General features: G+C 60.1%; 19 protein-coding genes. 9 read left to right on the top strand and 10 right to left on the bottom strand.

All coding sequences use genetic code 11. The features are described 5' to 3' along the window. The first annotated feature begins 111 nt into the window (after positions 1-111). Positions 112-3,456: a carbamoyl-phosphate synthase large subunit gene (gene carB, locus ACR0LW_RS16780; protein WP_480883426.1), complete on the top strand. Its 3,345-nt coding sequence runs from the start codon at positions 112-114 to the stop codon at positions 3,454-3,456. Between the two features lie 58 nt (positions 3,457-3,514). Here carB and ACR0LW_RS16775 read toward each other — a convergent pair whose 3' ends face one another. The 3 genes from ACR0LW_RS16775 to ACR0LW_RS16765 are packed head-to-tail and all read right to left on the bottom strand — an operon-like array spanning position 3,515 to position 8,078. After that, positions 3,515-6,565: an efflux RND transporter permease subunit gene (locus tag ACR0LW_RS16775; RefSeq protein ID WP_480883424.1), complete on the bottom strand. Its 3,051-nt coding sequence runs from the start codon at positions 6,563-6,565 to the stop codon at positions 3,515-3,517. 11 nt (positions 6,566-6,576) lie between these two features. After that, on the bottom strand, positions 6,577-7,614 hold the full coding sequence (locus ACR0LW_RS16770) for an efflux RND transporter periplasmic adaptor subunit (protein ID WP_480883422.1): 1,038 nt from the start codon (positions 7,612-7,614) through the stop codon (positions 6,577-6,579). Next, positions 7,611-8,078, bottom strand: a complete 468-nt coding sequence (locus ACR0LW_RS16765) for a MarR family winged helix-turn-helix transcriptional regulator (protein WP_480883420.1) — start codon at positions 8,076-8,078, stop codon at positions 7,611-7,613. The genes ACR0LW_RS16770 and ACR0LW_RS16765 overlap by 4 nt, the downstream gene beginning before the upstream one ends. 165 nt (positions 8,079-8,243) lie before the next feature. Here ACR0LW_RS16765 and ACR0LW_RS16760 point away from each other — a divergent pair, with 165 nt between their 5' ends. After that, positions 8,244-9,368, top strand: coding sequence for a beta-ketoacyl-ACP synthase III (locus ACR0LW_RS16760; protein WP_480883418.1), 1,125 nt, complete (start codon positions 8,244-8,246; stop codon positions 9,366-9,368). Between the two features lie 136 nt (positions 9,369-9,504). On the opposite strand, the gene ACR0LW_RS16755 is transcribed toward ACR0LW_RS16760, so the two are convergent. Then, positions 9,505-9,966 carry a hypothetical protein gene (locus ACR0LW_RS16755; RefSeq protein WP_170452637.1) on the bottom strand — a complete coding sequence of 154 codons (462 nt, stop codon included), beginning with the start codon at positions 9,964-9,966 and terminating at the stop codon, positions 9,505-9,507. Positions 9,967-10,325: 359 nt separating this feature from the next. On the opposite strand from ACR0LW_RS16755, the gene ACR0LW_RS16750 reads away from it, so the two are divergent. Further along, positions 10,326-10,904 carry a thymidine kinase gene (locus ACR0LW_RS16750; RefSeq protein WP_170452639.1) on the top strand — a complete coding sequence of 193 codons (579 nt, stop codon included), beginning with the start codon at positions 10,326-10,328 and terminating at the stop codon, positions 10,902-10,904. Here the strand turns inward: ACR0LW_RS16750 and ACR0LW_RS16745 are convergent. From ACR0LW_RS16745 to ACR0LW_RS16725, 5 genes are all read right to left on the bottom strand, one after another. Continuing rightward, on the bottom strand, positions 10,901-11,851 hold the full coding sequence (locus ACR0LW_RS16745; protein WP_480883416.1) for a 2-hydroxyacid dehydrogenase: 951 nt from the start codon (positions 11,849-11,851) through the stop codon (positions 10,901-10,903). The genes ACR0LW_RS16750 and ACR0LW_RS16745 overlap by 4 nt on opposite strands. Further along, positions 11,851-12,189, bottom strand: coding sequence for a tRNA-binding protein (locus ACR0LW_RS16740; protein ID WP_170521714.1), 339 nt, complete (start codon positions 12,187-12,189; stop codon positions 11,851-11,853). The genes ACR0LW_RS16745 and ACR0LW_RS16740 overlap by 1 nt, the downstream gene beginning before the upstream one ends. Continuing rightward, the gene (gene proC / locus ACR0LW_RS16735; RefSeq protein WP_480626350.1) at positions 12,182-12,997 is read right to left on the bottom strand and encodes a pyrroline-5-carboxylate reductase; all 816 of its coding nucleotides are present in this window, start codon (positions 12,995-12,997) and stop codon (positions 12,182-12,184) included. Before proC ends, ACR0LW_RS16740 begins: the two co-directional genes overlap by 8 nt. A 39-nt stretch (positions 12,998-13,036) precedes the next feature. Further along, on the bottom strand, positions 13,037-13,537 hold the full coding sequence (locus tag ACR0LW_RS16730; RefSeq protein WP_170452647.1) for a YbjN domain-containing protein: 501 nt from the start codon (positions 13,535-13,537) through the stop codon (positions 13,037-13,039). Positions 13,538-13,847: 310 nt separating this feature from the next. Beyond that, a complete protein-coding gene (locus ACR0LW_RS16725; protein ID WP_050604795.1) occupies positions 13,848-14,096 on the bottom strand; it encodes an accessory factor UbiK family protein in 249 nt (82 codons plus the stop codon). 96 nt (positions 14,097-14,192) lie between these two features. On the opposite strand from ACR0LW_RS16725, the gene lgt reads away from it, so the two are divergent. The 4 genes from lgt to ACR0LW_RS16705 all read left to right on the top strand — a co-directional run bounded on the left by lgt (position 14,193) and on the right by ACR0LW_RS16705 (position 18,411). Continuing rightward, a complete protein-coding gene (lgt, locus tag ACR0LW_RS16720) occupies positions 14,193-15,080 on the top strand; it encodes a prolipoprotein diacylglyceryl transferase (RefSeq protein ID WP_480883413.1) in 888 nt (295 codons plus the stop codon). After that, a complete protein-coding gene (locus ACR0LW_RS16715; RefSeq protein WP_480883411.1) occupies positions 15,077-16,144 on the top strand; it encodes a class I SAM-dependent methyltransferase in 1,068 nt (355 codons plus the stop codon). The genes lgt and ACR0LW_RS16715 overlap by 4 nt, the downstream gene beginning before the upstream one ends. After that, positions 16,141-16,899, top strand: coding sequence for a peptidoglycan editing factor PgeF (pgeF, locus tag ACR0LW_RS16710; RefSeq protein WP_170452652.1), 759 nt, complete (start codon positions 16,141-16,143; stop codon positions 16,897-16,899). Before ACR0LW_RS16715 ends, pgeF begins: the two co-directional genes overlap by 4 nt. Before the next feature lie 729 nt (positions 16,900-17,628). Then, positions 17,629-18,411 (top strand): Hint domain-containing protein, encoded by a 783-nt coding sequence (locus ACR0LW_RS16705; RefSeq protein WP_480883409.1) that lies wholly within the window; start codon positions 17,629-17,631, stop codon positions 18,409-18,411. 116 nt (positions 18,412-18,527) lie between these two features. On the opposite strand, the gene ACR0LW_RS16700 is transcribed toward ACR0LW_RS16705, so the two are convergent. After that, positions 18,528-19,028, bottom strand: a complete 501-nt coding sequence (locus tag ACR0LW_RS16700) for an Lrp/AsnC family transcriptional regulator (RefSeq protein ID WP_170452655.1) — start codon at positions 19,026-19,028, stop codon at positions 18,528-18,530. 215 nt (positions 19,029-19,243) lie between these two features. Here ACR0LW_RS16700 and trxB point away from each other — a divergent pair, with 215 nt between their 5' ends. Further along, positions 19,244-20,185, top strand: coding sequence for a thioredoxin-disulfide reductase (trxB, locus tag ACR0LW_RS16695; protein ID WP_480883406.1), 942 nt, complete (start codon positions 19,244-19,246; stop codon positions 20,183-20,185). Positions 20,186-20,314: 129 nt separating this feature from the next. Then, positions 20,315-22,006, top strand: a complete 1,692-nt coding sequence (locus ACR0LW_RS16690; protein ID WP_480883405.1) for an adenylate/guanylate cyclase domain-containing protein — start codon at positions 20,315-20,317, stop codon at positions 22,004-22,006. The last annotated feature ends 160 nt before the right edge of the window (positions 22,007-22,166 follow it).

Raw genomic sequence — 22,166 nt, 5'->3', positions numbered from 1 at the left:
TCGCACCTGTTTCCGATACCTCTTGCACCTTTTCGCGCGGTCCCTATAACGCAGGACAATTTGGGCGCTGGGGCGGTGCCCTGACTCGCGGACAATCGAAGGAACAAGGCCATGCCGAGAAGAACCGACATCCAGTCGATCATGATCATCGGGGCGGGCCCCATTGTCATCGGGCAGGCGTGCGAATTCGACTATTCCGGCGCTCAGGCCTGCAAGGCGCTGCGCGAGGAAGGTTATCGGGTCATTCTGGTGAACTCGAACCCCGCGACGATCATGACCGATCCCGGTCTGGCGGATGCCACCTATATCGAGCCGATCACGCCCGAGGTTGTCGCCAAGATCATCGAGAAAGAACGCCCCGACGCCCTGCTGCCCACGATGGGCGGACAGACCGGCCTGAACACCTCGCTGGCGCTGGAAGAGATGGGCGTGCTTGAGAAGTTCGGGGTTGAGATGATCGGCGCCAAGCGCGACGCCATCGAAATGGCCGAGGACCGCGCCCTGTTCCGCGAGGCGATGGACCGGCTGGGGATCGAAAACCCCAAGGCCGAGATCGTGACCGCCCCCAAGGACGAAGACGGCAAGAAAGACCTGGATGCCGCTGTCGCCTTGGCGCTGGAAACCCTGGAAACGGTGGGTCTGCCCGCGATCATCCGCCCTGCCTTTACGCTGGGCGGCACCGGCGGTGGTGTGGCCTATAACCGCGAGGATTATATCCATATTTGCCGCTCGGGCATGGATGCCAGCCCCGTGGGTCAGATCCTGATCGACGAAAGCCTGCTGGGCTGGAAAGAATACGAGATGGAGGTGGTGCGCGACACTGCCGACAACGCCATCATCGTCTGTTCCATCGAAAACGTCGATCCAATGGGCGTACATACGGGCGACTCGATCACCGTGGCCCCAGCCCTGACGCTGACCGACAAAGAATACCAGATCATGCGCAATCACTCGATTGCCGTGCTGCGCGAGATCGGCGTGGAAACTGGCGGCTCGAACGTGCAATGGGCGATCAACCCGGTCGATGGTCGCATGGTTGTGATCGAGATGAACCCCCGCGTGTCGCGCTCTTCGGCGCTGGCGTCCAAGGCGACCGGTTTCCCGATTGCCAAGATCGCGGCCAAGCTGGCAGTGGGCTACACGCTGGACGAGCTGGACAACGACATCACCAAGGTCACGCCCGCCTCGTTCGAGCCGACCATCGACTACGTCGTCACCAAGATCCCGAAATTCGCGTTCGAGAAATTCCCGGGCTCGGAACCTTACCTGACCACCGCGATGAAGTCGGTGGGTGAAGCCATGTCCATCGGCCGCACCATCCACGAATCGATGCAAAAGGCGCTGGCTTCGATGGAATCCGGGCTGACCGGTTTTGACGTGGTCGAAATCCCCGGCCTGAATGTCGGTGTCTGGGACGAGGCCACCGACAAGGCCGCAGTGATCAAGGCGATCAGCAAACAAACGCCCGACCGCCTGCGCACCATCGCGCAAGCCATGCGCCACGGTCTGAGTGACGACGAAATCTTCGGTGTCACCAAGTTCGACCCGTGGTTCCTGGCCCGCATCCGCGAGATCATCGATGCGGAACGTCAGGTCCGTAAAGACGGCCTGCCCGTGACCGAGGATGGCATCCGCAAGCTGAAAATGCTGGGCTTCACCGATGCGCGTCTGGGCAATCTGACTGGCCGCGACGAAGACAACGTCCGCCGCGCTCGCCGCAATTTGGGCGTCAATGCTGTCTTCAAACGCATCGACACCTGCGCGGCCGAATTCGAGGCGCAGACGCCCTATATGTACTCGACCTACGAAGCCCCGATGATGGGCGAGGTCGAATGCGAAGCCCGCCCAAGCGACCGCAAAAAGGTCGTCATCCTTGGCGGTGGCCCGAACCGGATCGGTCAGGGCATCGAGTTTGACTATTGCTGCTGCCACGCCTGTTTCGCGCTGACCGAAGCGGGCTATGAGACCATTATGGTCAACTGCAACCCCGAGACAGTCTCGACCGACTATGACACCTCGGACCGGCTGTATTTCGAGCCGCTGACCTTTGAGCACGTCATGGAAATCCTGACGAAAGAGCAGGAAAACGGCACGCTGCATGGTGTGATCGTGCAGTTCGGCGGTCAAACCCCACTGAAACTGGCCAACGCGCTGGAGGCCGAAGGCATCCCGATCCTCGGCACCACGCCCGACGCCATCGACCTGGCCGAAGACCGTGAGCGGTTCCAGGCGCTGGTCAATGATCTGGGTCTGAAACAGCCCAAAAACGGCATCGCCTCGACCGACGCGCAAGCGTTGGAGATTGCCGACGAGATCGGCTTCCCGCTGGTGATCCGCCCCTCTTACGTTCTGGGTGGCCGAGCGATGGAAATCGTGCGCGATATGGATCAGCTGCGGCGCTACATCAACGAGGCCGTGGTGGTCTCGGGCGACAGCCCGGTTCTGCTGGACAGCTATCTGGCCGGTGCGGTGGAACTGGACGTGGATGCGCTGTGTGATGGCACCGATGTTCACGTTGCGGGCATCATGCAGCATATCGAAGAGGCGGGCGTGCACTCGGGCGACTCGGCCTGTTCGCTGCCGCCCTATTCGCTGTCGGATGAGATTCTGGAACAGATCAAGGATCAGGCGTTCAAACTGGCCAAAGCGCTAAACGTCGTCGGCCTGATGAACGTGCAGTTCGCCATCAAGGATGATGAGATCTACCTGATCGAGGTGAACCCGCGCGCCAGCCGCACCGTGCCCTTCGTGGCCAAAGCGACCGACAGCGCGATTGCCTCCATCGCCGCGCGTGTCATGGCGGGTGAGAAGCTGTCGAACTTCCCGATGCGCCCGCCCTATCAGGAAGGTCAGGATACAAAAATTGCCGACCAGATGACGCTGGCCGACCCGAACATGCCGTGGTTCTCGGTGAAAGAGGCGGTCCTGCCCTTTGCCCGCTTCCCCGGCGTCGACACGATCCTGGGCCCGGAAATGCGTTCGACCGGCGAGGTCATGGGCTGGGACCGCGACTTCCCGCGCGCCTTCCTCAAGGCGCAGATGGGCGCGGGTATGGTCCTGCCGTCCTCGGGTCGTGCGTTCATCTCGATCAAAGATGCCGACAAGACCCCCGCGATGCTTGAGGCCGCACAGGTTCTGGCCGCGCAGGGCTTTGTCCTTGTGGCAACCCGTGGCACACAAAGCTGGCTGGCCGAACAAGGCGTTGCCTGCGATCTGGTCAACAAGGTCTACGAAGGCCGCCCGGATGTGGCCGACATGCTGAAAGACGGTCAGGTGCAGCTGGTGATGAACACCACCGAAGGCGCGCAGGCGGTCGAAGACAGCAAGGTCATCCGCTCCATCGCGCTCTATGACAAGATCCCCTACTTCACCACCGCCGCCGCCAGCCACGCCGCCGCGCTGGCCATCAAGGCGCAGGCCGAAGGGGATGTTGAGGTGATGTCGCTGCAGGGGTGATCCTTCACACCAAAGGGAACAAAGCAAAACCCCCGGTCCGTGACCGGGGGTTTTTCAATTAAACAGCGGATTGCGCGGCCATTTGCCTTGCCTCCTCCCGCCTGAAGAACAGCAGGTAGAACACTGGCGCGGCGACCATGGTCAGGACTGTGGCAAAGGCCAGACCGCCCATGATCGTCACGGCCATCGAGACGAAGAACGCGTCTGTCAGCAGCGGGGCCATCCCAAGGATCGTGGTGATCGCGGCCAGCATGACCGGGCGCAGACGCGAGACCGAGGCTTCGATGATCGACTCTTGCAGGGGTTTACCGGTGGCCCGGACCAGATCGATTTCCTCGACTAGAACAATGCCGTTCTTGATCAACATCCCCGACAGGCTCAGCAGGCCCAGCAGGGCGGTGAAGGTGAACGGCAAGCCGGTTCCCAGCAGGCCAATCACCACACCGTTGACCGACATCGGCACCAGCAGCCAGATGATGATCGGCTGACGGATCGCATTGAACAGCAGGACCGAGATCAGCACCATGATCAGTAAGCTTAGCGGCAATTGCCTGCCCAGACTTTCCTGCGCGTCGCGCGAGTTTTCGAACTCGCCCCCCCACTCCATCTTGTAGCCGGGCGGCAGATCGATTGCCTCAATCGCGGCGCGCACTTCGGTATGGACCTGAGCGGCGGTAAAGCCCGCCGGGATGTCGGCTCCGACCGTGATGGTCAGAACCCGGTCGCGCCGGTGGACCAGCGTGTTCAGGGCCTGGTATTCAAACCCGTCCACCATCTGTTCGATGGGCACGAAACGTTGCGATTGATCCGAATAGACGACCTGATCGACGATTGAATAATCCCCGTCCGCCGGGCGGCGCAGGATGATCGGGATCAGGCGGTCACGCTCGCGCAGGACCCCGCCGGTGATCCCATCGGTCGAGAATTGCAGCGTGGCAGCAATATCTTCGCGGGACACGCCAGCGGTCTGGGCGCGTTCGGTCGCATAGATTGGCTGCACCGCCAGTTCCTTTTCACGCCAGTCGTGATGGACATGCAGCGCGTTGGGCGAGGCGGCGGCCATGCGCCGGACCGCCTCATCCGCCAATCGCCGCAGAACTTCCGGGTCGCTGCCCGAGAACCGAGCCTGGATCGGATCGCCGCCGCCGGGGCCAAAGACCAAGCGCCTGGTGCGGAACTCGCTTTCGGGAAACTGCACCGAGCCGAACGCCTCAAGATCCGCCTGCAAAGCAGGGATATCGTCCAGCGTTTCGGTGCGGATGATCATATGGCCATAGCTTGGGTTCGGATCTTCGGCGGCATAGGTCAGCATGAAGCGGGTGGCCCCCTGCCCCACGAAGGTGGTGACGGACACAACGTCGTCACGGTCATTCAGCCACTCTTCAAACACGGCCATATCTTGGGCGGTGCGGGCGATGGTGGTGCCCTGCGGCAGCTTGTAGTGCACAAAGAACAGGGGCGTGTTCGAATCCGGGAAGAACTGCTGCTTCATCAGCCCGAAGCCCGCGTAGCAAACCACCGTAACCGCAGCCAGCCCCACGACCACCAGCCAGCGAAACCGCAACGCACCGCGCAGAACCGAGCCGTAGATGCGGAACAGAATGCCGCTATAAGCGTCCACTTCGCCTTCCTTGCCCTGTTTGAAGAAGTAGTGCCCCAGCATCGGCGTGACCGTGATGGCCAACACCCAGCTCAGCAGCAGCGAGATGCCGATCACCGCAAACAGCGAGAACAGAAACTCGCCAGTTGCATCGGGGCTGAGACCGATGCCCGCAAAAGCCATGATGCCGATCACCGTGGCCCCCAGCAGGGGAATTTGCGTTTTCGCAGCCACATCTTCCGCCGCATCGCGCGAGGATTTGCCGCGCAGCATGGCGATCTGCATCCCCTCGGCCACGACGATGGCATTATCGACCAGCATCCCCATGGCGATGATCAGTGCACCAAGCGAGATCCGCTCCATCTCAATCGAAAACATCGCCATGAACAGCAGCGTTCCGACCACCGTCATCAGCAGCGTCGAACCCACGACAACCGCCGCACGCCAGCCCATGAAAAGGCCCAGCACCGCGACCACGATGGCCACGGACATGGCAAGGTTGACCAGAAAGTCGGTCGAGGCTTGTTCCACCACCACATGCTGCTGGTAGATCGGCAGGATTTCGACGCCAAAGGGGATCGCGGTGTCCAACTCGTCAAACTTGGCATCCACGCGCTTGCCGACTTCGACAATGTTCTCGCTGGACAATCCGGCGATGCCCAGGGTAAACGCCTCGACCCCGTCAAAGCGGATCATGATGTCCGGGTCGGTCTGGCGCGCGCGGTAGACGTTGGACATATCGAACAGGTTGATCACCTGCCCCTGAGAGCCGACCGAAAGCCCGGCAATGGCGGACACACTGTCCGAACCTTCGGCGGTCAGGATTGTGGTTCGATCATCAGCAGACCGCAGCGAGCCGGATGAATTCACCGAATCCGCGTTCGAGATCGCCTCGTTAATTGCCTGAATCGGCACGTTCTGATTCACCGAGATGGCAAGGTCGGGCTCGATAAAGATCGCCTCTTGCGGCAGGCCCTGAACCTCGACATCGGCGACGCCGCTGACGGTCAGCAGCTCACGCCGAAGAAACGTAGCCAGTTCGTGTTTTTCCGCGTCCGAATACCCCTTGGCCGTCACCGCGTAGAACAGGCCAAAGACGTCACCGAAGCCGTCATTCACGTAAGGCTGGCCGACGCCCGAGGGCAGGCCGCGCGCCGCATCGCGGATCTGGGCGCGCAAACGGGTCCAGATGGCGGGCAGTTCGTCACCGTCATAGGTGGACTTGATCTCGACCTCGATCAGCGACCGACCGGGTTGGTTGACCGAGGTGATCGTGTCCACCTCGCCCATTTGCTGGATGGCGGATTCAAGCGGTTCCGAGACCTCAAGCGCCACTTGCTCAGCTGTTGCGCCGGGATATTGGGTGATGATGACGGCGTTCTTGATGGTGAATGCAGGGTCTTCGAGACGACCCAGAGACAGAAAGCCCCAGATACCGCCAAACAAGGCAATCAGGATGATCAACCACGTATAGAGTGGCCTGTCGATCGAGGCGCGCGCGATGTTCATATCTCAGCCCCTTAGTTCCCAAAGCCGGAAAACCGGCGCACGGTTTGACCGTCGGCCAAGGCGGCGCCACCTGCGACAACAATCTCTTCCCCGCCAGACAGGCCGGTCAGCACCCGAACACCACCCAACTGGGTCGGCTCGATGGTCACGGGGGCGCGGCGAACGGTTCCTTCTTCCGCGCCAACCGGTGAATAGACCATGACGCCCAACTCTCCGCTCGCATCTGCGACGATGGCGGTGGTGGGTACGATGATGCCAACGCGCTGGTCCTGAACCTGAACATTCACGGTGACGGAGGATCCTGGCAGAATCTGCAACCCTTCTGGCGGGGTCAGGCCGAACTGGATTCGGAAGGTCTGACCCACGCTGGAGGTTTCAGCATCGAATTCTCGGATTTCCAGCGGAAAGACCTCATCACTGGCGGGGAACTTGGCAGTGATCGTGATGTCGTCCTGCTGGCCGGTGCGTTGGAACAAAATCTCAGGAACATCCACTTCGATCCGCAACTCGGACATATCGTGGATTCGCACGATTGGTGTGCCTGCAGAGACGGTCGTAAACGCCTCGACCGTGCGGCTGGAGACCAGCGCATCGAACGGAGCGGTCAGCGTGGCGTGTTCGAGTTCGTATTCTGCATCGCGCACGGCGATAGCGGCCAGTTGCGCCTCGGTCTCGGCGTCGTCGACGGCGACCTGGCTGGCCGTGGTGCCCCGCAGCCGCGACAGGCGCGCCTCGGTCCGGTCTGCCTGTTCCTTTTGCAGGCGCGCCCGGTCCAGACGCAGCTGGAACGGCTCGGAATCAAGCTGGGCGATCAGCCCGCCTTTGGGGATCACAAAGCCTTCGGTGACAGGCATTTCGATAATCTGGCCTGACACCTGAAACGCCAGATCAACCGTCTGCCGCGCCGCTACTCGGCCAAAGAACTGGCGCGAAAACCCCGGCGTGGTTTCCTGCACAAGCATCAGTTTGACCGGTTTTGCAATCTCTTGCGCGGCGATTGGCGATGCCAGAACCGCCACCGCAAGGCCCAAAGAAGTCAGCAGTTTCATTTCTTCAATCCCTCGGGAATTCCCGTTTTCAGAATGGTGTCACGTATCTTACACGCCAGATGCGCGAATTGAGCGGTTTCTTCTTCGTTCAGGCCGGACGCGCGGTGAAACAGCGCCCCCGCTTCGGCCACAAGCATATTGCGGGCATCTTCACCCTGCCGGGTCAGCACCAGCAACCAGGCCCGCCGATCCTGCGGGTCACGTTCGCGTGTCAGATACCCCGCCTTTTCCAGACCGTCCGCCGTCGCCGTAATGGTCGAGGGCACGGTCAGCATGTCCGTGGCCAGCACCCCCATGCGCTTGGGCCGATCCAGTTTGATCAGCATATGGCATTCCGGATGGCTCAGATCGGTCTCCATCGAATCGAAAACTTCTTCGAGTTTCCAGTACAGCGCATAGACGCCCATGATCGCCTGTATCTCGGGGCTAAGGCGGCCCAACCTTGTGCTAATGTCGTCCTGCACGGTGCGTCTCCTGCGTGATTGCTGGCCATATACTTCAAAATTTGAACTATTCAAGATATGAAGTTGAAATCGACCCTTCAGAGTGTATTCCCTTAGGTTAACAACTCTTGATCAAATGCCGCTGTGACTGCATTTTAGGCGGATTCGAAACCTTCAGGACCCGTCATGTATACGCCCGCCATCACCGGTACCGGTGTTTTCACGCCAGAAAACGTCATCACAAACGCTGAGCTTGTGGAAGCATTCAACGCCTATGCCGATAAGCAGAATGCCGAAAACGCCGAGGCCATCGCCGCCGGTCAGATGGAACCGATGCAGCATTCCTCGGAAGAGTTCATCGTCAAGGCCTCGGGCATTCAAAACCGCTATGTGATGGACAAGACCGGCGTTCTGGATCCGGACATGATGTACCCCGCCCTGCGCCAGCGCAGCGATGACGAGCCGGGGATTATGACCGAGATGGCAGTGGATGCCTGCAACAAGGCGCTGGCGCAGGCCGGTCGTACGGCAGCGGATGTGGATCTGGTCATCTGTGCCGCGTCGAACCACGAACGCGCCTATCCGGCGATTGCGATCGAGATTCAGCAGGCCCTGGGCATTGACGGGTTCGGGTTTGACATGAATGTGGCCTGTTCCTCGGCCACTTTCGGCATTCAGGCGGCGGCGGACATGGTGCGGTCCGGCTCGGTCCGGGCGGCGCTGGTGGTCAACCCCGAGATCTGCTCGGGCCATCTGGAATGGCGCGACCGCGATTGCCACTTTATCTTCGGCGACGTTGCCACCGCCACGCTGATCGAACGGATTGAAGACGCCCAAGGCCCGCATTTCGAGGTCCTGTCGACCCGTTGCGCCACGGCCTTCTCGAACAATATCCGCAACAACAACGGCTTCCTGCGCCGGTCACGCCCGGCAGGCATGGTGGACCGTCGGGATATGCAGTTTATGCAGAACGGGCGGAAAGTGTTCAAAGAAGTGCTGCCGATGGTCAGCAAGCATATCGGCGACCACATGGACGCCGAAGGCGTCAGCAGCGATGACCTGAAACGCCTTTGGCTGCATCAGGCCAACAAGACGATGAATGATTTCATTGGCAAGAAAGTGCTGGGCCGCGAGCCGGAAGCCGGTGAGCAGCCGAACATCCTGCAGGACTATGCCAACACCTCATCCGCCGGATCGATCATCGCGTTCTCCAAGTATTCGGATGACTTGCAGGACGGAGACGTCGGGCTGATCTGTTCCTTCGGGGCTGGCTATTCGGTCGGATCGGTGATCGTGAAGCGGCACGATTGATGGGCCTTGCAACACCCGCCTGACCCGCTTTGCGATCCGGGGGCAACGCATTGCGTCCAAAACGTTTCCGCGCGTCGTTGAGTTAATCTGCCCAGCACCCAGCGCGCACGAGACGCGTCAAGGACTTCATCCGTTCTTAGCTGACGCTTTCTTCCTCGAGATGCAGTTTCATCTCGATCAGAACCTGTTGCAGCAGGCTGGTTTCTTTCAGCAAACGCTTGGCTTCGTTCACCGTGATGATGCCGTCTTCGATCGCGGCCTGATATTCGGTCATCAGCATCGCAAAGCGCTGGCTCAGGGCAATGACATCCGAATTCACGCCGCCGGTTCGTGGCTTGTCTGTGTTGCGCCCATCATAGGACAGGGTGATATTTTTGAGATCAGCCAAAGCCGAGGTCACATGCGGATAGGCCGCCGCATTCTCTAGCCGGGCCACGGCGTCAACTGGCATGAACCTGTCGGCATGTTCCGCATTGTCAGAATAATACCGGCCCAGAGTCGCCTTTGATTTACCCGTAATCTCGCACGCCGCTTCGATTCCGACGTCTTTGACAAGCGCCTCGGTGTGTTTCTTCAGATAAGCCCCGATCTCTGCCATTGTTTTACCTTTGTTACCTGCACGCGCTGTTCCACCCCTGTTGTTGGGGGAAAGCCTCGGGAAATTTCCCATAACAGAGTCATAATTGAAATGTCATACATTGGCTATCCCTCAGATATGCGAGGGATTTTGTGAGTGAGTGGCGGCAGTTCCTGCCGGTAATGAGTGATCGTGGGGCAGGATTGTTTAGCCTCACACCGTTAAGGCCGCATGTTGGCCGACGGCGTCGCTGTTGTGAGAGTGGTGGTTCCATCCCCAAAGAGCATGTGCTCGGCCTTCGCAACTGCAATGGCGACGTCGATTCTTTTCAGGCATTTTGAACCCTTGTCCGTTTGGCGGATGCGTTTTAGACCCGGCGCATGGCAAAGCTGTATTTCAACTACTCTACTATGAACGCGGGCAAATCGACCGTGTTGCTGCAGGCCTCGCACAATTATCGCGAGCGCGGCATGGACACCTACCTGATGACTGCCGCTGTTGACGGGCGCGCGGGAACAGGTCGCATCGCGTCACGTATCGGCATTTCCGAACAGGCCGACACGTTCCGGCCTGACACAGATGTGTTTTCCATGATCGATGCCCGGCTGAAACAAGGCTCTGTCGCCTGCGTTTTTGTCGATGAGGCGCAGTTTCTGTCGGAAGATCAGGTCTGGCAGTTGGCGCGCGCCGTTGACGACCTGCGCGTCCCGGTTCTGGCCTACGGGCTTCGGGTGGATTTTCAGGGCAAACTGTTCCCCGGATCCGCCGCTTTGCTGGCGCTGGCCGATGAGATGCGCGAAGTCCGCACCATCTGCAAATGCGGGCGCAAAGCCACGATGGTGATTCGTCAGGATGAGAACGGCAGGGCCATCACCGAAGGCGCACAGGTTCAGATCGGCGGGAACGAGACCTATGTTTCACTCTGCCGCAAACACTGGCGCGAAGCCGTCGGCGACTAGACGCGATTGGGCAGGTCCCGGCCCGCAACAAACGCCGCCACGTTATCCAGCGCCATGTGCCCCATGCTGGTCCGAACCTCTTCGGTCGCGGTGCCCAGATGGGGCAACAGGGTGACGTTCTCCATATCGCGCAAGGCCTGAGGGACCGCAGGTTCGAATTCGTAGACGTCCAGCCCCGCCCCGGCGATCTGACCCGCCTGAAGGGCAGCGATCAGGGCGGCTTCGTCCACCACCTCTCCGCGCGCGATGTTCACCAGAATGGCTGCCGGGTTCATGGCCTCCAGCACCGTCGCGTTGATCAAATGGCGGGTTTCGGCCCCACCGGGCACGGCCAGAACCAGAAAATCGACCGACGCGGCCAAAGCAGCCAAATCCGCAAAGTATTCTGCATCGAAATCCAACTGCTTGGCGCTCCGGGACTGGTAGGCAATCTGCATCCCGAACCCGAAATGACACCGTCGGGCAATGGCCTGACCGATGCGCCCCATACCCACGATACCGACGCGCTTGCCGGTAACGTGATGCCCCAGCATCTGAGTGGGATGCCAGCCCTGCCACGCGTCAGACCGGACCAGACGTTCCCCCTCACCCGCGCGGCGTGCGGTGGACAGCAGCAGAGTCATCGCGATGTCTGCGGTGGCATCGGTGACGGCGCCCGGCGTGTTCGTGACCGTGACCCCCGCCGCGTTCGCCGCTTCGACGTCGATATGGTTGTAGCCCACACCGAAATTGGCCAACAGCTTGCAGCGTGGCGCAGGCACATCCGCAAACACGGCGGCAGAGAATTGGTCGCCCAAAGTTGGCACCACCACGTCGTAGTCTTCCAACGCCCGCTTCATCTCATCCTGTGACAGCGGCGAGGAGGAGCTGCGGATGTCGACCTCAAACTCGGCCTTTGCCCGCGCCTCAACTGCTGGCGTCATGGGACGGGTGATCCACAGTTTCATCAGTGCATCCGTCCGCCCAGCGGGACCTTTCCGTCCGGTCCGATCAACACGATCTCGCCGTTTTCGTCGGGCAGGCCCAAGACCAGCACCTCGGACATGAACTTGCCAATCTGGCGCGGAGGGAAGTTGACCACCGCCATGACCTGCTTGCCGACCAGAGTTGCCGGATCGTAATGCGCGGTGATCTGGGCCGAGGTCTTACGCTCGCCAATCTCATCGCCGAAATCGATCCACATCTTGATCGCGGGCTTGCGGGCTTCGGGGTAGGGCTCGGCCCGGATGACCTCGCCAACGCGGATATCGACTTTCATGAAGTCGTCGAAGGAAATCTCACTCACCGGACAGTTCCCTGGATCGGTCGGTCGCAGCCTTGACCGCGCGGTGCAGCAGATCGGGGAACCCTTCCTTCTCGTGCATCAGAACCTCAAGCGCGGCCTGCGTGGTGCCGTTGGGTGATGTCACATTGACCCTCAGTTGCGAAGGGTCCTCTTCCGCCGCCATCGCCAAGGCCCCTGCCCCGGCCACGGTGGATTTGGCCAGTTTCATCGCCAGATCATGCGGCAGGCCCTGCTCCTGACCCGCGGCGGCCAGCGTTTCGATCAGGTGGAAGACATAAGCCGGCCCCGAACCGCTGACGCCGGTCACCGCATCAATCTGCGCTTCGGCCGACAGGCGCACAGTCTCACCGATGGCCGAGAGCAGGTTTTCTGCCAGCGCCACATCATCTTCGGATGCATGGGTGTTGCCGATCATCGCCGTAATACCCTGACGGATCGCGGCAGGCGTGTTTGGCATCGCCCGCACAATCGGGGTGCCTGCACCCAGCACATCCTCGAACGTGGCAATCGATGTACCTGCCGCGACAGACACGAACAGGCTGCCGCCCCCGCCCAGCGCCTGTATGGCGGGCAATGCGTCGCCCATCATCTGCGGCTTGACGGCCACCAGAACCACGGCGGGTGCTTCCGGCAATGTGGTGTTGATATGGACGCCCTGCGCCTTCAGCCATTCTGACGGGTACGGATCGATCACCCAAACGGATGAGGCGGGCAGGCCGTGTTCCAGCCAACCCGCCAACATCGCGGACCCCATCTTTCCGCATCCCAACAGCACCAGGCCGTGTTCGGCCACGCGCGACATGTCCATGATTGCCCCTTCCCTGACGTAACGGTTCGGGGCAAAGCTTTACGCCCGGCCGTAAGCCTCTGCAATGGCAACCTGCATCGCATCTTCCGGGTCGCGATTGCCCCATGTCACCAGCTGGATCGCCGGGTAGTAGCGTTCGGCGCTCATGACGGCGGCGGTGATCATCGTATCGATCTGATCCGGGCTTGCCATCTGGCCACCGGCCAGCACCAATCCGTAGCGGTAAACCATCAGCTTCTGGTTCGCCCAATATGTGAACGCCCCCGCCCAGCACTGATCATTCATCCTGTTCAGCAGCTCATACAGCTCGCTCTCACGCTCGGACGGTGGTTCCATCTCGAACGAGCAGACCATGCGCAGCGTTTCATCATAGTTGGACCACGCCAGAGTAATGGAATACGTCCGCCACTGCCCCTCAACAGCCATGGCGATCTGATCGTCGCCGATGCGGTCAAAATCCCAGTCGTGATGTTCGGCCAGATGTTCAACAATATCGATCGGATGAAGGTCTTCTTCGAGAAACTGCTCGGAAAGGGCCATAATGCCACCTCACTAATCTCTAGCATTTCGGGGCTGGCAGCGCCCCAGCGCTAGTTGCCTGCTCTACAAGCCGGGCTTCCCCCATGGGCCTGTACTAAATATGGTGCGCCGCTGGATGGAATCTGGCAACCCTATTTCTTGGGGATAACAGCAATAAGTTGTGGACAGTCAGCAACGGCGAACAAAATATTGGCACTTGCGCCAGCTTTGTCTTGATTAATTCCTGCAAGACGGCAAGATACACACCACCGCCCAATCCGGAGTTGGATTGCGCGGCTTTCGCTTTGTCTGAAAAACTTCGATTTGGACGTTACTTGTCCAGTTTCGCCTCAAGCGCGGCGATGCGCGCCTCAAGTGCTGCGTTCTCTTCCCGGGCCTTCTGGGCCATGGCGCGCACGGCATCAAATTCTTCACGGGTAACAAAGTCGCGGTCGGCCAGCCAGCGGTCGATCATGGACTTCATCGCATTCTCGGCCTCTTCCCGCGCGCCCTGCGCCACACCCATGGCGTTGGTCATCAGCTGGGAAACATCGTCGAGGATCTTGTTGCGGGTCTGCATGGCTATTCTCCGATTGCGGGCTTTTCCCTATATGGGGAATGATTGGCGCAGGCTCAAGGTTGACTTGCCCCGTAAACCCCGGGCAATGAGACGCACATGCAGGCTGTTCTGAATTTCCCCGATCTGTCACCCGAATTGTTCTCGATCTCACTCTTTGGGATGGAGTTCGCCTTAAGATGGTACGCGCTGGCCTATATCGCGGGTATTCTGATTGCCTGGCGGCTGGCCGTTGTCGCCCTGCGCCGTCCCGCGCTGTGGCCCAATGACACGCCGCCGATGAAGCCCGAACAGCTGGACGACCTGCTGACATGGATCATTGTCGGTGTCATCCTTGGCGGTCGGCTTGGGTTTGTGCTGTTTTATCAACCGGCTTACTACCTGTCGCACCCGGCCGAGATTCTGAAGGTCTGGCAAGGCGGTATGGCCTTTCACGGCGGATTGCTGGGCGTCATCCTTGCGTCTTATCTATACGGTCGGCGTCACAAAATCCCGATCCTGTCGCTGGGCGATCTGGTCGCCTACACGGTTCCGCCCGGCCTGCTGCTGGGGCGGCTGGCCAATTTCGTCAATGCCGAGCTTTGGGGCCGACCCAGTGAGTTGCCATGGGCCGTGATCTTCCCCGGCATGGCCGCGCAGGATTGCCCCGGCGTCGTCGCGGGAATGTGCGCCCGCCACCCCTCGCAGCTTTATGAGGCCGCGCTTGAGGGCGTTTTGCTGGGCGCGGTCCTGCTGTGGCTGGTCTACCGTCGCGGGGCCTTTCACGCACCGGGCCGGATCATGGGGGTGTTTCTGGCCGGGTACGGCGCTTCCCGCTTTATCGTTGAGTTCTTTCGGCAACCGGACGCACAATTTGTCTCGCCCGGCAATCCGCTGGGTCTGGCCTGGCATGTCGGCGGCTATGGCCTGACCATGGGGCAGTTGCTGTGCCTGCCCATGATCGCGCTGGGCCTATGGTTCGTCCTTCGCGCGCGGCGCTCGGCATGAGTCTGTCGGACCACCTGATCGCGCGCATCCGTCAGGATGGCCCGATCAGCGTGGCTGAATACATGACCGACTGCCTGTTGCATCCCAAGCTGGGCTATTACAGCACCCGCGACCCGCTTGGGGCGCAGGGGGATTTCATCACCGCCCCCGAGATCAGCCAGATGTTTGGTGAACTGATCGGGTTGTCGCTGGCTCAAAGCTGGATCGATCAGGGACGCCCCGCGCCTTTTACCCTTGCCGAACTTGGCCCCGGACGCGGCACGCTGATGGCCGACGCGCTGCGCGCAACGCGGCAAGTCCCCGGATTCCATGCAGCGGCTAAGGTCTGCCTGCTGGAAGCGTCGCCTGCATTGCGGCAAGTTCAGGCCGAAACGCTGTACCAGTACACGCCCGAATGGATTGAAAACACCGCCGACCTGCCTGAACAGCCCTTATTCCTGATCGCCAACGAGTTTTTCGACGCCCTTCCCGTTCGTCAGTTCATCCGTGACGGCGACGGCTGGCGCGAACGACTGATCGGAGAGGCGGATGACGCGCTTGCCTTTGGTCTGGGCCCGAATGCGCCTCAGGTCGCGTTAAAGGACAGGCTAGGCGACACCAAAGACGGCGATCTTGTCGAACTCTGCGCGGCTGCAATCCCGATCATGACGGTCCTCGCCAGTCGCGTCGCAACTCATGGCGGGGCCGCTTTGATCATTGACTATGGCGATTGGCATTCACTGGGCGACACGTTGCAGGCGTTGAAGGCGCATGAACGGTCTGATCCGTTGACCGATCCGGGGCAGTGCGATCTGACGGCGCATGTGGATTTTGAACCGCTGGCCGTTGCCACACGCGCGGCAGGTTGCGCGCATACGCGGCTGACCCCTCAGGGCGTCTTCCTTGAACGGTTGGGAATCACGGCCCGGGCGAAGGCCCTGACGAAAGCCGTGGACGGTTCAACGCAAGAACAGGTGATTGCTGCACATCGCCGGTTGACGCATCCCGATGAAATGGGAAACCTGTTCAAAGTGCTGGGCCTGTATCCATCACATTCAGCGCCACCGCCGGGACTGGAGCCATGACACTGGAAATTCTGACCTCTGAAATGCTCGCGCCCGTGCGCCACGGCTTCTTTACCCGCAGGGGCGGTGCGTCGTCCGGGATCTTTTCGGGTTTGAATTGCGGCCATGGGTCGTCGGACCAAACCGAAGTGGTCGCGCTGAATCGCAGACGTGTGGCCGAAGCCATGGAGGTGACGCCTGACGAACTGGTCGGCGTTCATCAGGTGCATTCCCCAACCGTTCTGACCATCGACGCCCCGATAAAAGGCGAGAAACCCAAGGCCGATGCGGTCGTCACCGCAACGCCAAACCTTGCCCTGACGATTCTGACCGCAGATTGCCAACCGGTGCTGTTTGCCGATCCTGACGCCAATGTGATCGGGGCCGCCCATGCCGGGTGGCGCGGCGCGCTGGATGGTGTGCTCGAAGCCACTCTGGAAGCCATGGAATCACTCGGCGCGACACGCGAAAACACCCGTGCTGTCATCGGGCCGTCAATCTCGCAGCGCGCCTATGAAGTCGGGCCCGAGTTTCTGGACGACTTTCTGGCCGATTCCCCCGAAAACAGCCGGTTTTTCGCCAATGGTCACGAAGACAGGCTGCAGTTCGACCTGCCCGCGTTCGGCCTGCACCGGCTGCGACAGGCCGGTGTCGGGCACGCCGAATGGACCCGTCACTGCACCTATTCCGACCCGGATCGCTTTTATTCCTACCGCCGTGCGACGCATGCAAAAGAAGCCGATTACGGACGTCTGATTTCTGCGATCAGATTGTAGAATTGGCCTCGATTAAGGCAATTCCGCCACCTTTCCGCCACATTCATTGTGTTTACCTGAAGGCAGAATCGTAGCGTAATTTTTTGCCAGTACTCAGATGGTTATCTGACTTTCAGACATGTGAATTCTGGCACCTCAACACGGAGGAACTGTCAAACTTCACCTTCTGTCCTGATATTTTCCCGGATACGTCACATCACTGCCGCAAATCTGCGTCACATAAGGGTTACAAAAGGAAAAAGGGGCGTCAGACCCCGCATCAGAGCAGGATCAGAAATGAAATCGAAGTCTCGTTTTCTCAGCGCGGTTGTTGCGGCCGCGCAGGACCAGAAACTGGAAATGCCGTGGAAACGAGTTTTTAGCAATTCTGTCAGGGTCGCCCGCCGGTTGGCAGCGCGTCGCTGAAAAAGAAGCCCTCGGGACCAAGCTGCCGGTCCTTCTGGGAAACGCGTGTCAGGGATGCTCCGACCTGATGTGCGTTCGGTCGCATAACGCTATGCGGCCTTTGGTTCAGGGGTGTGTGTGCGGGCAATTTCAGCCTGCAAAGTACGAGTTTGTCTGGGGGGTCAATGTGTTGACCAATGGAATGCGACGTTTTTCTCGCTGTGCACTGCGATTACGGGTGCCCAAAGGTCTCTCATTCATTTCAAGGCAAAGAACTGTTCCGTCAGGCGGGCCTGCACGGGGGTACGCCCCGTCTGTTCGGAGATTAGAGGGGAAGGAATATTAATGACTATTCCTAATTCACTGGCCCGCGCAGCCAGAAATGCCGTCGAAACGTCGGCTTTACTGCGCGAGGCTCCAAGAACAACCGCCAAACCCAAGGCGCAACTGCGCCGATACGAGGTTTGCACGCTGCTCGATAACGGGGATATCGCGCAGACACGCCACATCGCACCAGCTCTGCCCATGTTCGAAGACGCGTTTTGCGCCTTTTCGCGCGGCTCGCTGGTCGAGACAGAACAAGGACCGATGGCAATCGAAGATCTGTTGCCGGGGGATACGGTCCTGACGCAGGATGGCACATCGGAAACCATCGTTTGGAAAGGGTCAGTTACTCTGATCCCCGGACGCGAGGATTCGCGGGGGCGCACACGACCCCTGACGCGAATCATGGCCGACACGTTTGGAATGCAAAAGCCGATGTCAGGCGTTATCGCAGGCCCGGCGGCGCGTTTGCTGGGGACACCTGCGCATTTGCGACACCTGCATGGCGACGCGCCGGTTTTGACGCCCGTTGCGGAATTTCAGGATGGGATGAGCGTGATTGAAACAATGCCGCCGACTCCGGTGGAACTGTTTCACATTTGCCTCAGAAAACATTCGGTCATTCGGGTTGATGGTTTACAGTTCGAAACCTATCACCCAGGAGTAAACGCGGTTCGGATGATCAATCATTCCTTGCGGTCGATTTATCTGAACCTGTTCGCGCATATCGAATCGCTGAGCGATTTTGGCCCGCTGCTGATGCCGCGCGCCGGAGACGGAGAGGTGGACGCGATCACTGCGTAAACGTTAACGATTACTGCATCCTGGGGGCATTATGCAGATATTACTAAGTTGGATTGTATCCTTGGCGGTCGCAGCAATGCTGCCGCCCTGTCAAACACATCAGAATCAGATGCGGTTCACGCCGTCCGGTTCATGCGTTCTTCCAGAACGTCGAATGGCACGCCTGGTTCGTCTTTTGCGCCGCGGATAACAAGCGACGTTTTAACGCTGGCCACGTTCGGCGTGGTCAGCAACTCTCCGGTCAGGAACTGCTGAAAGTTGCTGAGATCGGGGGCCACGCATTTCAGAATGAAATCTACCTCGCCGTTCAGCATGTGGCATTCGCGGACCAATGGCCATTCACGGCACCGGTCTTCAAAGGCGCGCAGCTCGGCTTCGGCCTGACTGTCCAGACCGACCATTGCAAAAACCTGCACTTCGAACCCCAGTTCGCGCGCGCTGACTTCGGCGTGGTATCCGGTGATATAGCCGGATTCCTCCAGCGTGCGCACACGGCGCAAACAGGGCGGGGCCGAAATCCCGACGCGTTTGGCCAGTTCGACATTGGTCATGCGACCGTCTGCCTGCAACTCTGCCAGAATCTTACGATCAATCTCATCCAGCCGCGTCGTGACCATAAAATGCTCCTGATTTTTTCGGTTCTTATATCAGCACCCACCGAGTGCGCAATAATGTTTCGCAGGGGCGCAATATTATTCGGTGACGGGTCGCGAATTTGCCCGCGTCTGGGAAAATAAGCCCGGACAGGAAAGGGCTTTAAGCCCTGCCCCCGCGTCGCTATATCGGGGCGACGGGCAAACGGCCCAATTCAGGCAGTTCGAGCGGGGGTACAATGGCCGACACACGACACACCAAGGTTCTGATCATCGGATCTGGACCGGCAGGATATACCGCAGGCGTCTATGCCAGCCGGGCGATGCTGGAACCCATTCTGGTGCAGGGAATCGAGCCCGGCGGGCAGTTGACCACCACGACCGAGGTTGAAAACTGGCCCGGCGATACCGAGGTTCAGGGCCCCGATCTGATGGTGCGCATGCAGGACCACGCCAAGGCGATGGGCTGCGAGGTGATCGGTGACATCATCAGCGATCTGGACCTCAGCCAGCGCCCCTTCACCGCCAAGGGTGACAGCGGCACCACATACACAGCCGACGCTGTCATTCTGGCAACCGGCGCGCGCGCCAAATGGCTGGGCCTGCCGTCGGAAGAGAAATTCAAAGGATTCGGCGTCTCGGCCTGCGCCACCTGCGACGGGTTCTTCTATCGCGGGCAAGAGATCGTTGTGATCGGCGGCGGCAACACCGCCGTGGAAGAGGCGCTGTTCCTGACCAACTTCGCCAGCAAGGTGACGCTGATCCACCGCCGTGACGAATTGCGGGCCGAAAAGATCCTGCAGGATCGCCTGTTAAAGAACGAAAAGATCGAGCCGCTGTGGTTCCACCAACTGGAAGAAGTGGTTGGCACCGATGCACCTTTAGGCGTCGAGGGTGTCCGCGTGAAAAACGTCAAGACCGGCGAGATCACCGAGATCCCCTGCAAAGGCGTCTTCGTCGCCATCGGCCACGCGCCCGCGAACGAGTTGGTCAAGGACACGTTGGACACCCATATGGGCGGCTATGTCGTGACCAAGCCGGGCTCAACCGAAACGTCCGTGCCGGGCGTGTTTGCGGCGGGCGACCTGACCGACCACATCTATCGTCAGGCCGTGACCAGCGCCGGAATGGGCTGCATGGCCGCGCTGGATGCGGAACGTTTTCTGGCGGAACAGGAATAAGTCCGGGGCCAAGGGTGTGGCTTAACCCCACACCCCTGGCCGTTTTTCCCGCACCTATGCAGGTCGGCTTGACCCTTGCCGGGCGGCCCCGCACACTCGGCCCTGACGAAGCATCTGCGGGTACTGGCATTGGACAACGCACTCTGGCGCGGCGGGTGGGCAACCCGGCTCAGGATCGGCAGCGGTCTGGTCCTGTTTGTCTTTGCCTTCTTCCATTTCATCAATATCGGTCTGGGCCTGTTTCACACCGACTATCTGCACGGAATGCAGGATGGCCGAAAAGCGGTCACACGGCATGATGTCGTCAGCGTCTTGCTCTATGCCGCGCTGATCGTGCATGCGGGGTTGTCGCTGGCCTCGATCGCGCAGCGCAGAACGCTCAGGATGCCGCTCAGCACAGCGTTGCAGATCGTGCTGGGCCTGCTGATCCCGCTGCAACTGATTTCCCACATCATTCACACGCGTGTCGCCCACGAGATTTACGGCGTCAATGATGAGATGGGCTATATCATCATCCTGATGTGGCCCAGCACGGCAGTCTGGATGCAAAGCCTGCTGCTGTTGATTGTATGGGTCCATGGTTGTATCGGGTTGCACATGTGGCTGCGCCTGACATCGTGGTGGTCGAAGACCGTACCCTACCTGATCGGCGTTGCGGTCTTTGTTCCGTCGTTTGCGCTGGCGGGCGTTCTGACCGAGGGCAGGCGCATCTGGGCGGATTTCGCGGATGAGTTTCTGCGACAGCAATATATCGAGCATTACAACTGGCCCTCACCCGAAGCCTTCCAGACCATGTTCACGGTCAAGGATAACGCGGTTCTGGCCTTTCTGATCACTCTGGGCGCTTGCGGGGCCATCTTTGTCGGGCGCAAGCTTTGGCGTCGCAGGCATTCGGTTCGCATCAAATATGCACGTGGGCCCGAGGTCGTCGCAGAAAAGGGCATGACCTTGCTGGAAATTTCACAAGCCAATGGCATTCCCCACACCGCGCTGTGTGGCGGCAAGGGGCGGTGCACTACCTGTCGCGTCATTGTCGAAGAGGGCGGCACCCAGCTTGAGGCCCCCAGCGATGTCGAGGCCCGCAGTCTGGCAGCGGTCGGGGCCTCTGCGCAAACACGGCTGGCGTGCCAGATTCGCCCGACCGAGCCGCTGACCGTCTTTCGCGTGTTTCGCCCCGATGGCGGGCGCAATCGGGGCCATGCAAGCCAAGGGCAGGAACGGCAACTGGCCGTTCTGTTTTTGGACATGCGCGGGTTCACGGCCCGCACGACCGGCCAATTGCCCTATGACATCGTCTTTCTGTTGAACCGGTTTTTCGATGCAATCGTTCCAGCCATTACCGACGCAGGCGGCATTGTCGACAAATACATGGGCGATGGCCTGCTTGCGGTGTTCAACAAGCCCGACGCAACGGCGTCAGCGAAGGCCGGGTTGCGGGCGGCGATAGAGATCAGCCTGGCGCTGGACAGCTTCAATCAACGGCTCGAGGCTGAAGGCAGCCCCGGCATCCGCATCGGCATGGGCTTGCATCTGGGCGATCTGGTGTTGGGTGAGATCGGCGCAGCGGGCCATGCCTCGCAAACGATTATCGGCGATGCGGTCAACGTCGCCAGCCGCCTGGAAAGCGAAACCAAGGCGCTGGGTGTCGAGTTGTTGGTGTCGGACGAGTTGCTGCAAGCGGCTGATCTGACAATCAACCCCGATCGCATCCGCCTGTTCCAATTGCGCGGCGTCAGCCAACCCGTACCGGCGCTGCCGGTCATCCGTGCCGCCGACCTGCGCGAGGCATCGGTGACACAAGAACAGGCATACTCTGGCTGACCCGAAATCGCATTCGGCCCGGAACCGCGGTCGCAATCCGACGTAGCATATGGAAAATCCTTCCATTTCGGAGGAAATCAGCGCATATCGTCCTTTGTTTCACAACCGCTTGTGGACTTCGGGCAAAAGTCGGGGCAAACGCCCCTCAAAAGACCGAGAA

Source organism: Ruegeria sp. N4 (assembly GCF_056531425.1).
Note: the sequence above shows the minus strand (reverse complement) of the source record. Positions and strands in the feature narration are given on the sequence as shown.

Bases quoted from the DNA above. Each gene is read 5' to 3' on its own strand.
- ACR0LW_RS16755 (WP_170452637.1), bottom strand. From the start codon at position 9,966: ATGGCAGAGATCGGGGCTTATCTGAAGAAACACACCGAGGCGCTTGTC.
- ACR0LW_RS16715 (WP_480883411.1), top strand. From the start codon at position 15,077: ATGAGTCTGTCGGACCACCTGATCGCGCGCATCCGTCAGGATGGCCCG.
- ACR0LW_RS16770 (WP_480883422.1), bottom strand. From the start codon at position 7,614: ATGAAACTGCTGACTTCTTTGGGCCTTGCGGTGGCGGTTCTGGCATCG.
- lgt (WP_480883413.1), top strand. From the start codon at position 14,193: ATGCAGGCTGTTCTGAATTTCCCCGATCTGTCACCCGAATTGTTCTCG.
- ACR0LW_RS16700 (WP_170452655.1), bottom strand. From the start codon at position 19,028: ATGGTCACGACGCGGCTGGATGAGATTGATCGTAAGATTCTGGCAGAG.
- pgeF (WP_170452652.1), top strand. From the start codon at position 16,141: ATGACACTGGAAATTCTGACCTCTGAAATGCTCGCGCCCGTGCGCCAC.
- carB (WP_480883426.1), top strand. From the start codon at position 112: ATGCCGAGAAGAACCGACATCCAGTCGATCATGATCATCGGGGCGGGC.
- ACR0LW_RS16760 (WP_480883418.1), top strand. From the start codon at position 8,244: ATGTATACGCCCGCCATCACCGGTACCGGTGTTTTCACGCCAGAAAAC.
- ACR0LW_RS16730 (WP_170452647.1), bottom strand. From the start codon at position 13,537: ATGGCCCTTTCCGAGCAGTTTCTCGAAGAAGACCTTCATCCGATCGAT.
- ACR0LW_RS16725 (WP_050604795.1), bottom strand. From the start codon at position 14,096: ATGCAGACCCGCAACAAGATCCTCGACGATGTTTCCCAGCTGATGACC.
- ACR0LW_RS16745 (WP_480883416.1), bottom strand. From the start codon at position 11,851: ATGAAACTGTGGATCACCCGTCCCATGACGCCAGCAGTTGAGGCGCGG.
- ACR0LW_RS16750 (WP_170452639.1), top strand. From the start codon at position 10,326: ATGGCAAAGCTGTATTTCAACTACTCTACTATGAACGCGGGCAAATCG.
- trxB (WP_480883406.1), top strand. From the start codon at position 19,244: ATGGCCGACACACGACACACCAAGGTTCTGATCATCGGATCTGGACCG.
- ACR0LW_RS16705 (WP_480883409.1), top strand. From the start codon at position 17,629: ATGACTATTCCTAATTCACTGGCCCGCGCAGCCAGAAATGCCGTCGAA.
- ACR0LW_RS16775 (WP_480883424.1), bottom strand. From the start codon at position 6,565: ATGAACATCGCGCGCGCCTCGATCGACAGGCCACTCTATACGTGGTTG.
- proC (WP_480626350.1), bottom strand. From the start codon at position 12,997: ATGGACATGTCGCGCGTGGCCGAACACGGCCTGGTGCTGTTGGGATGC.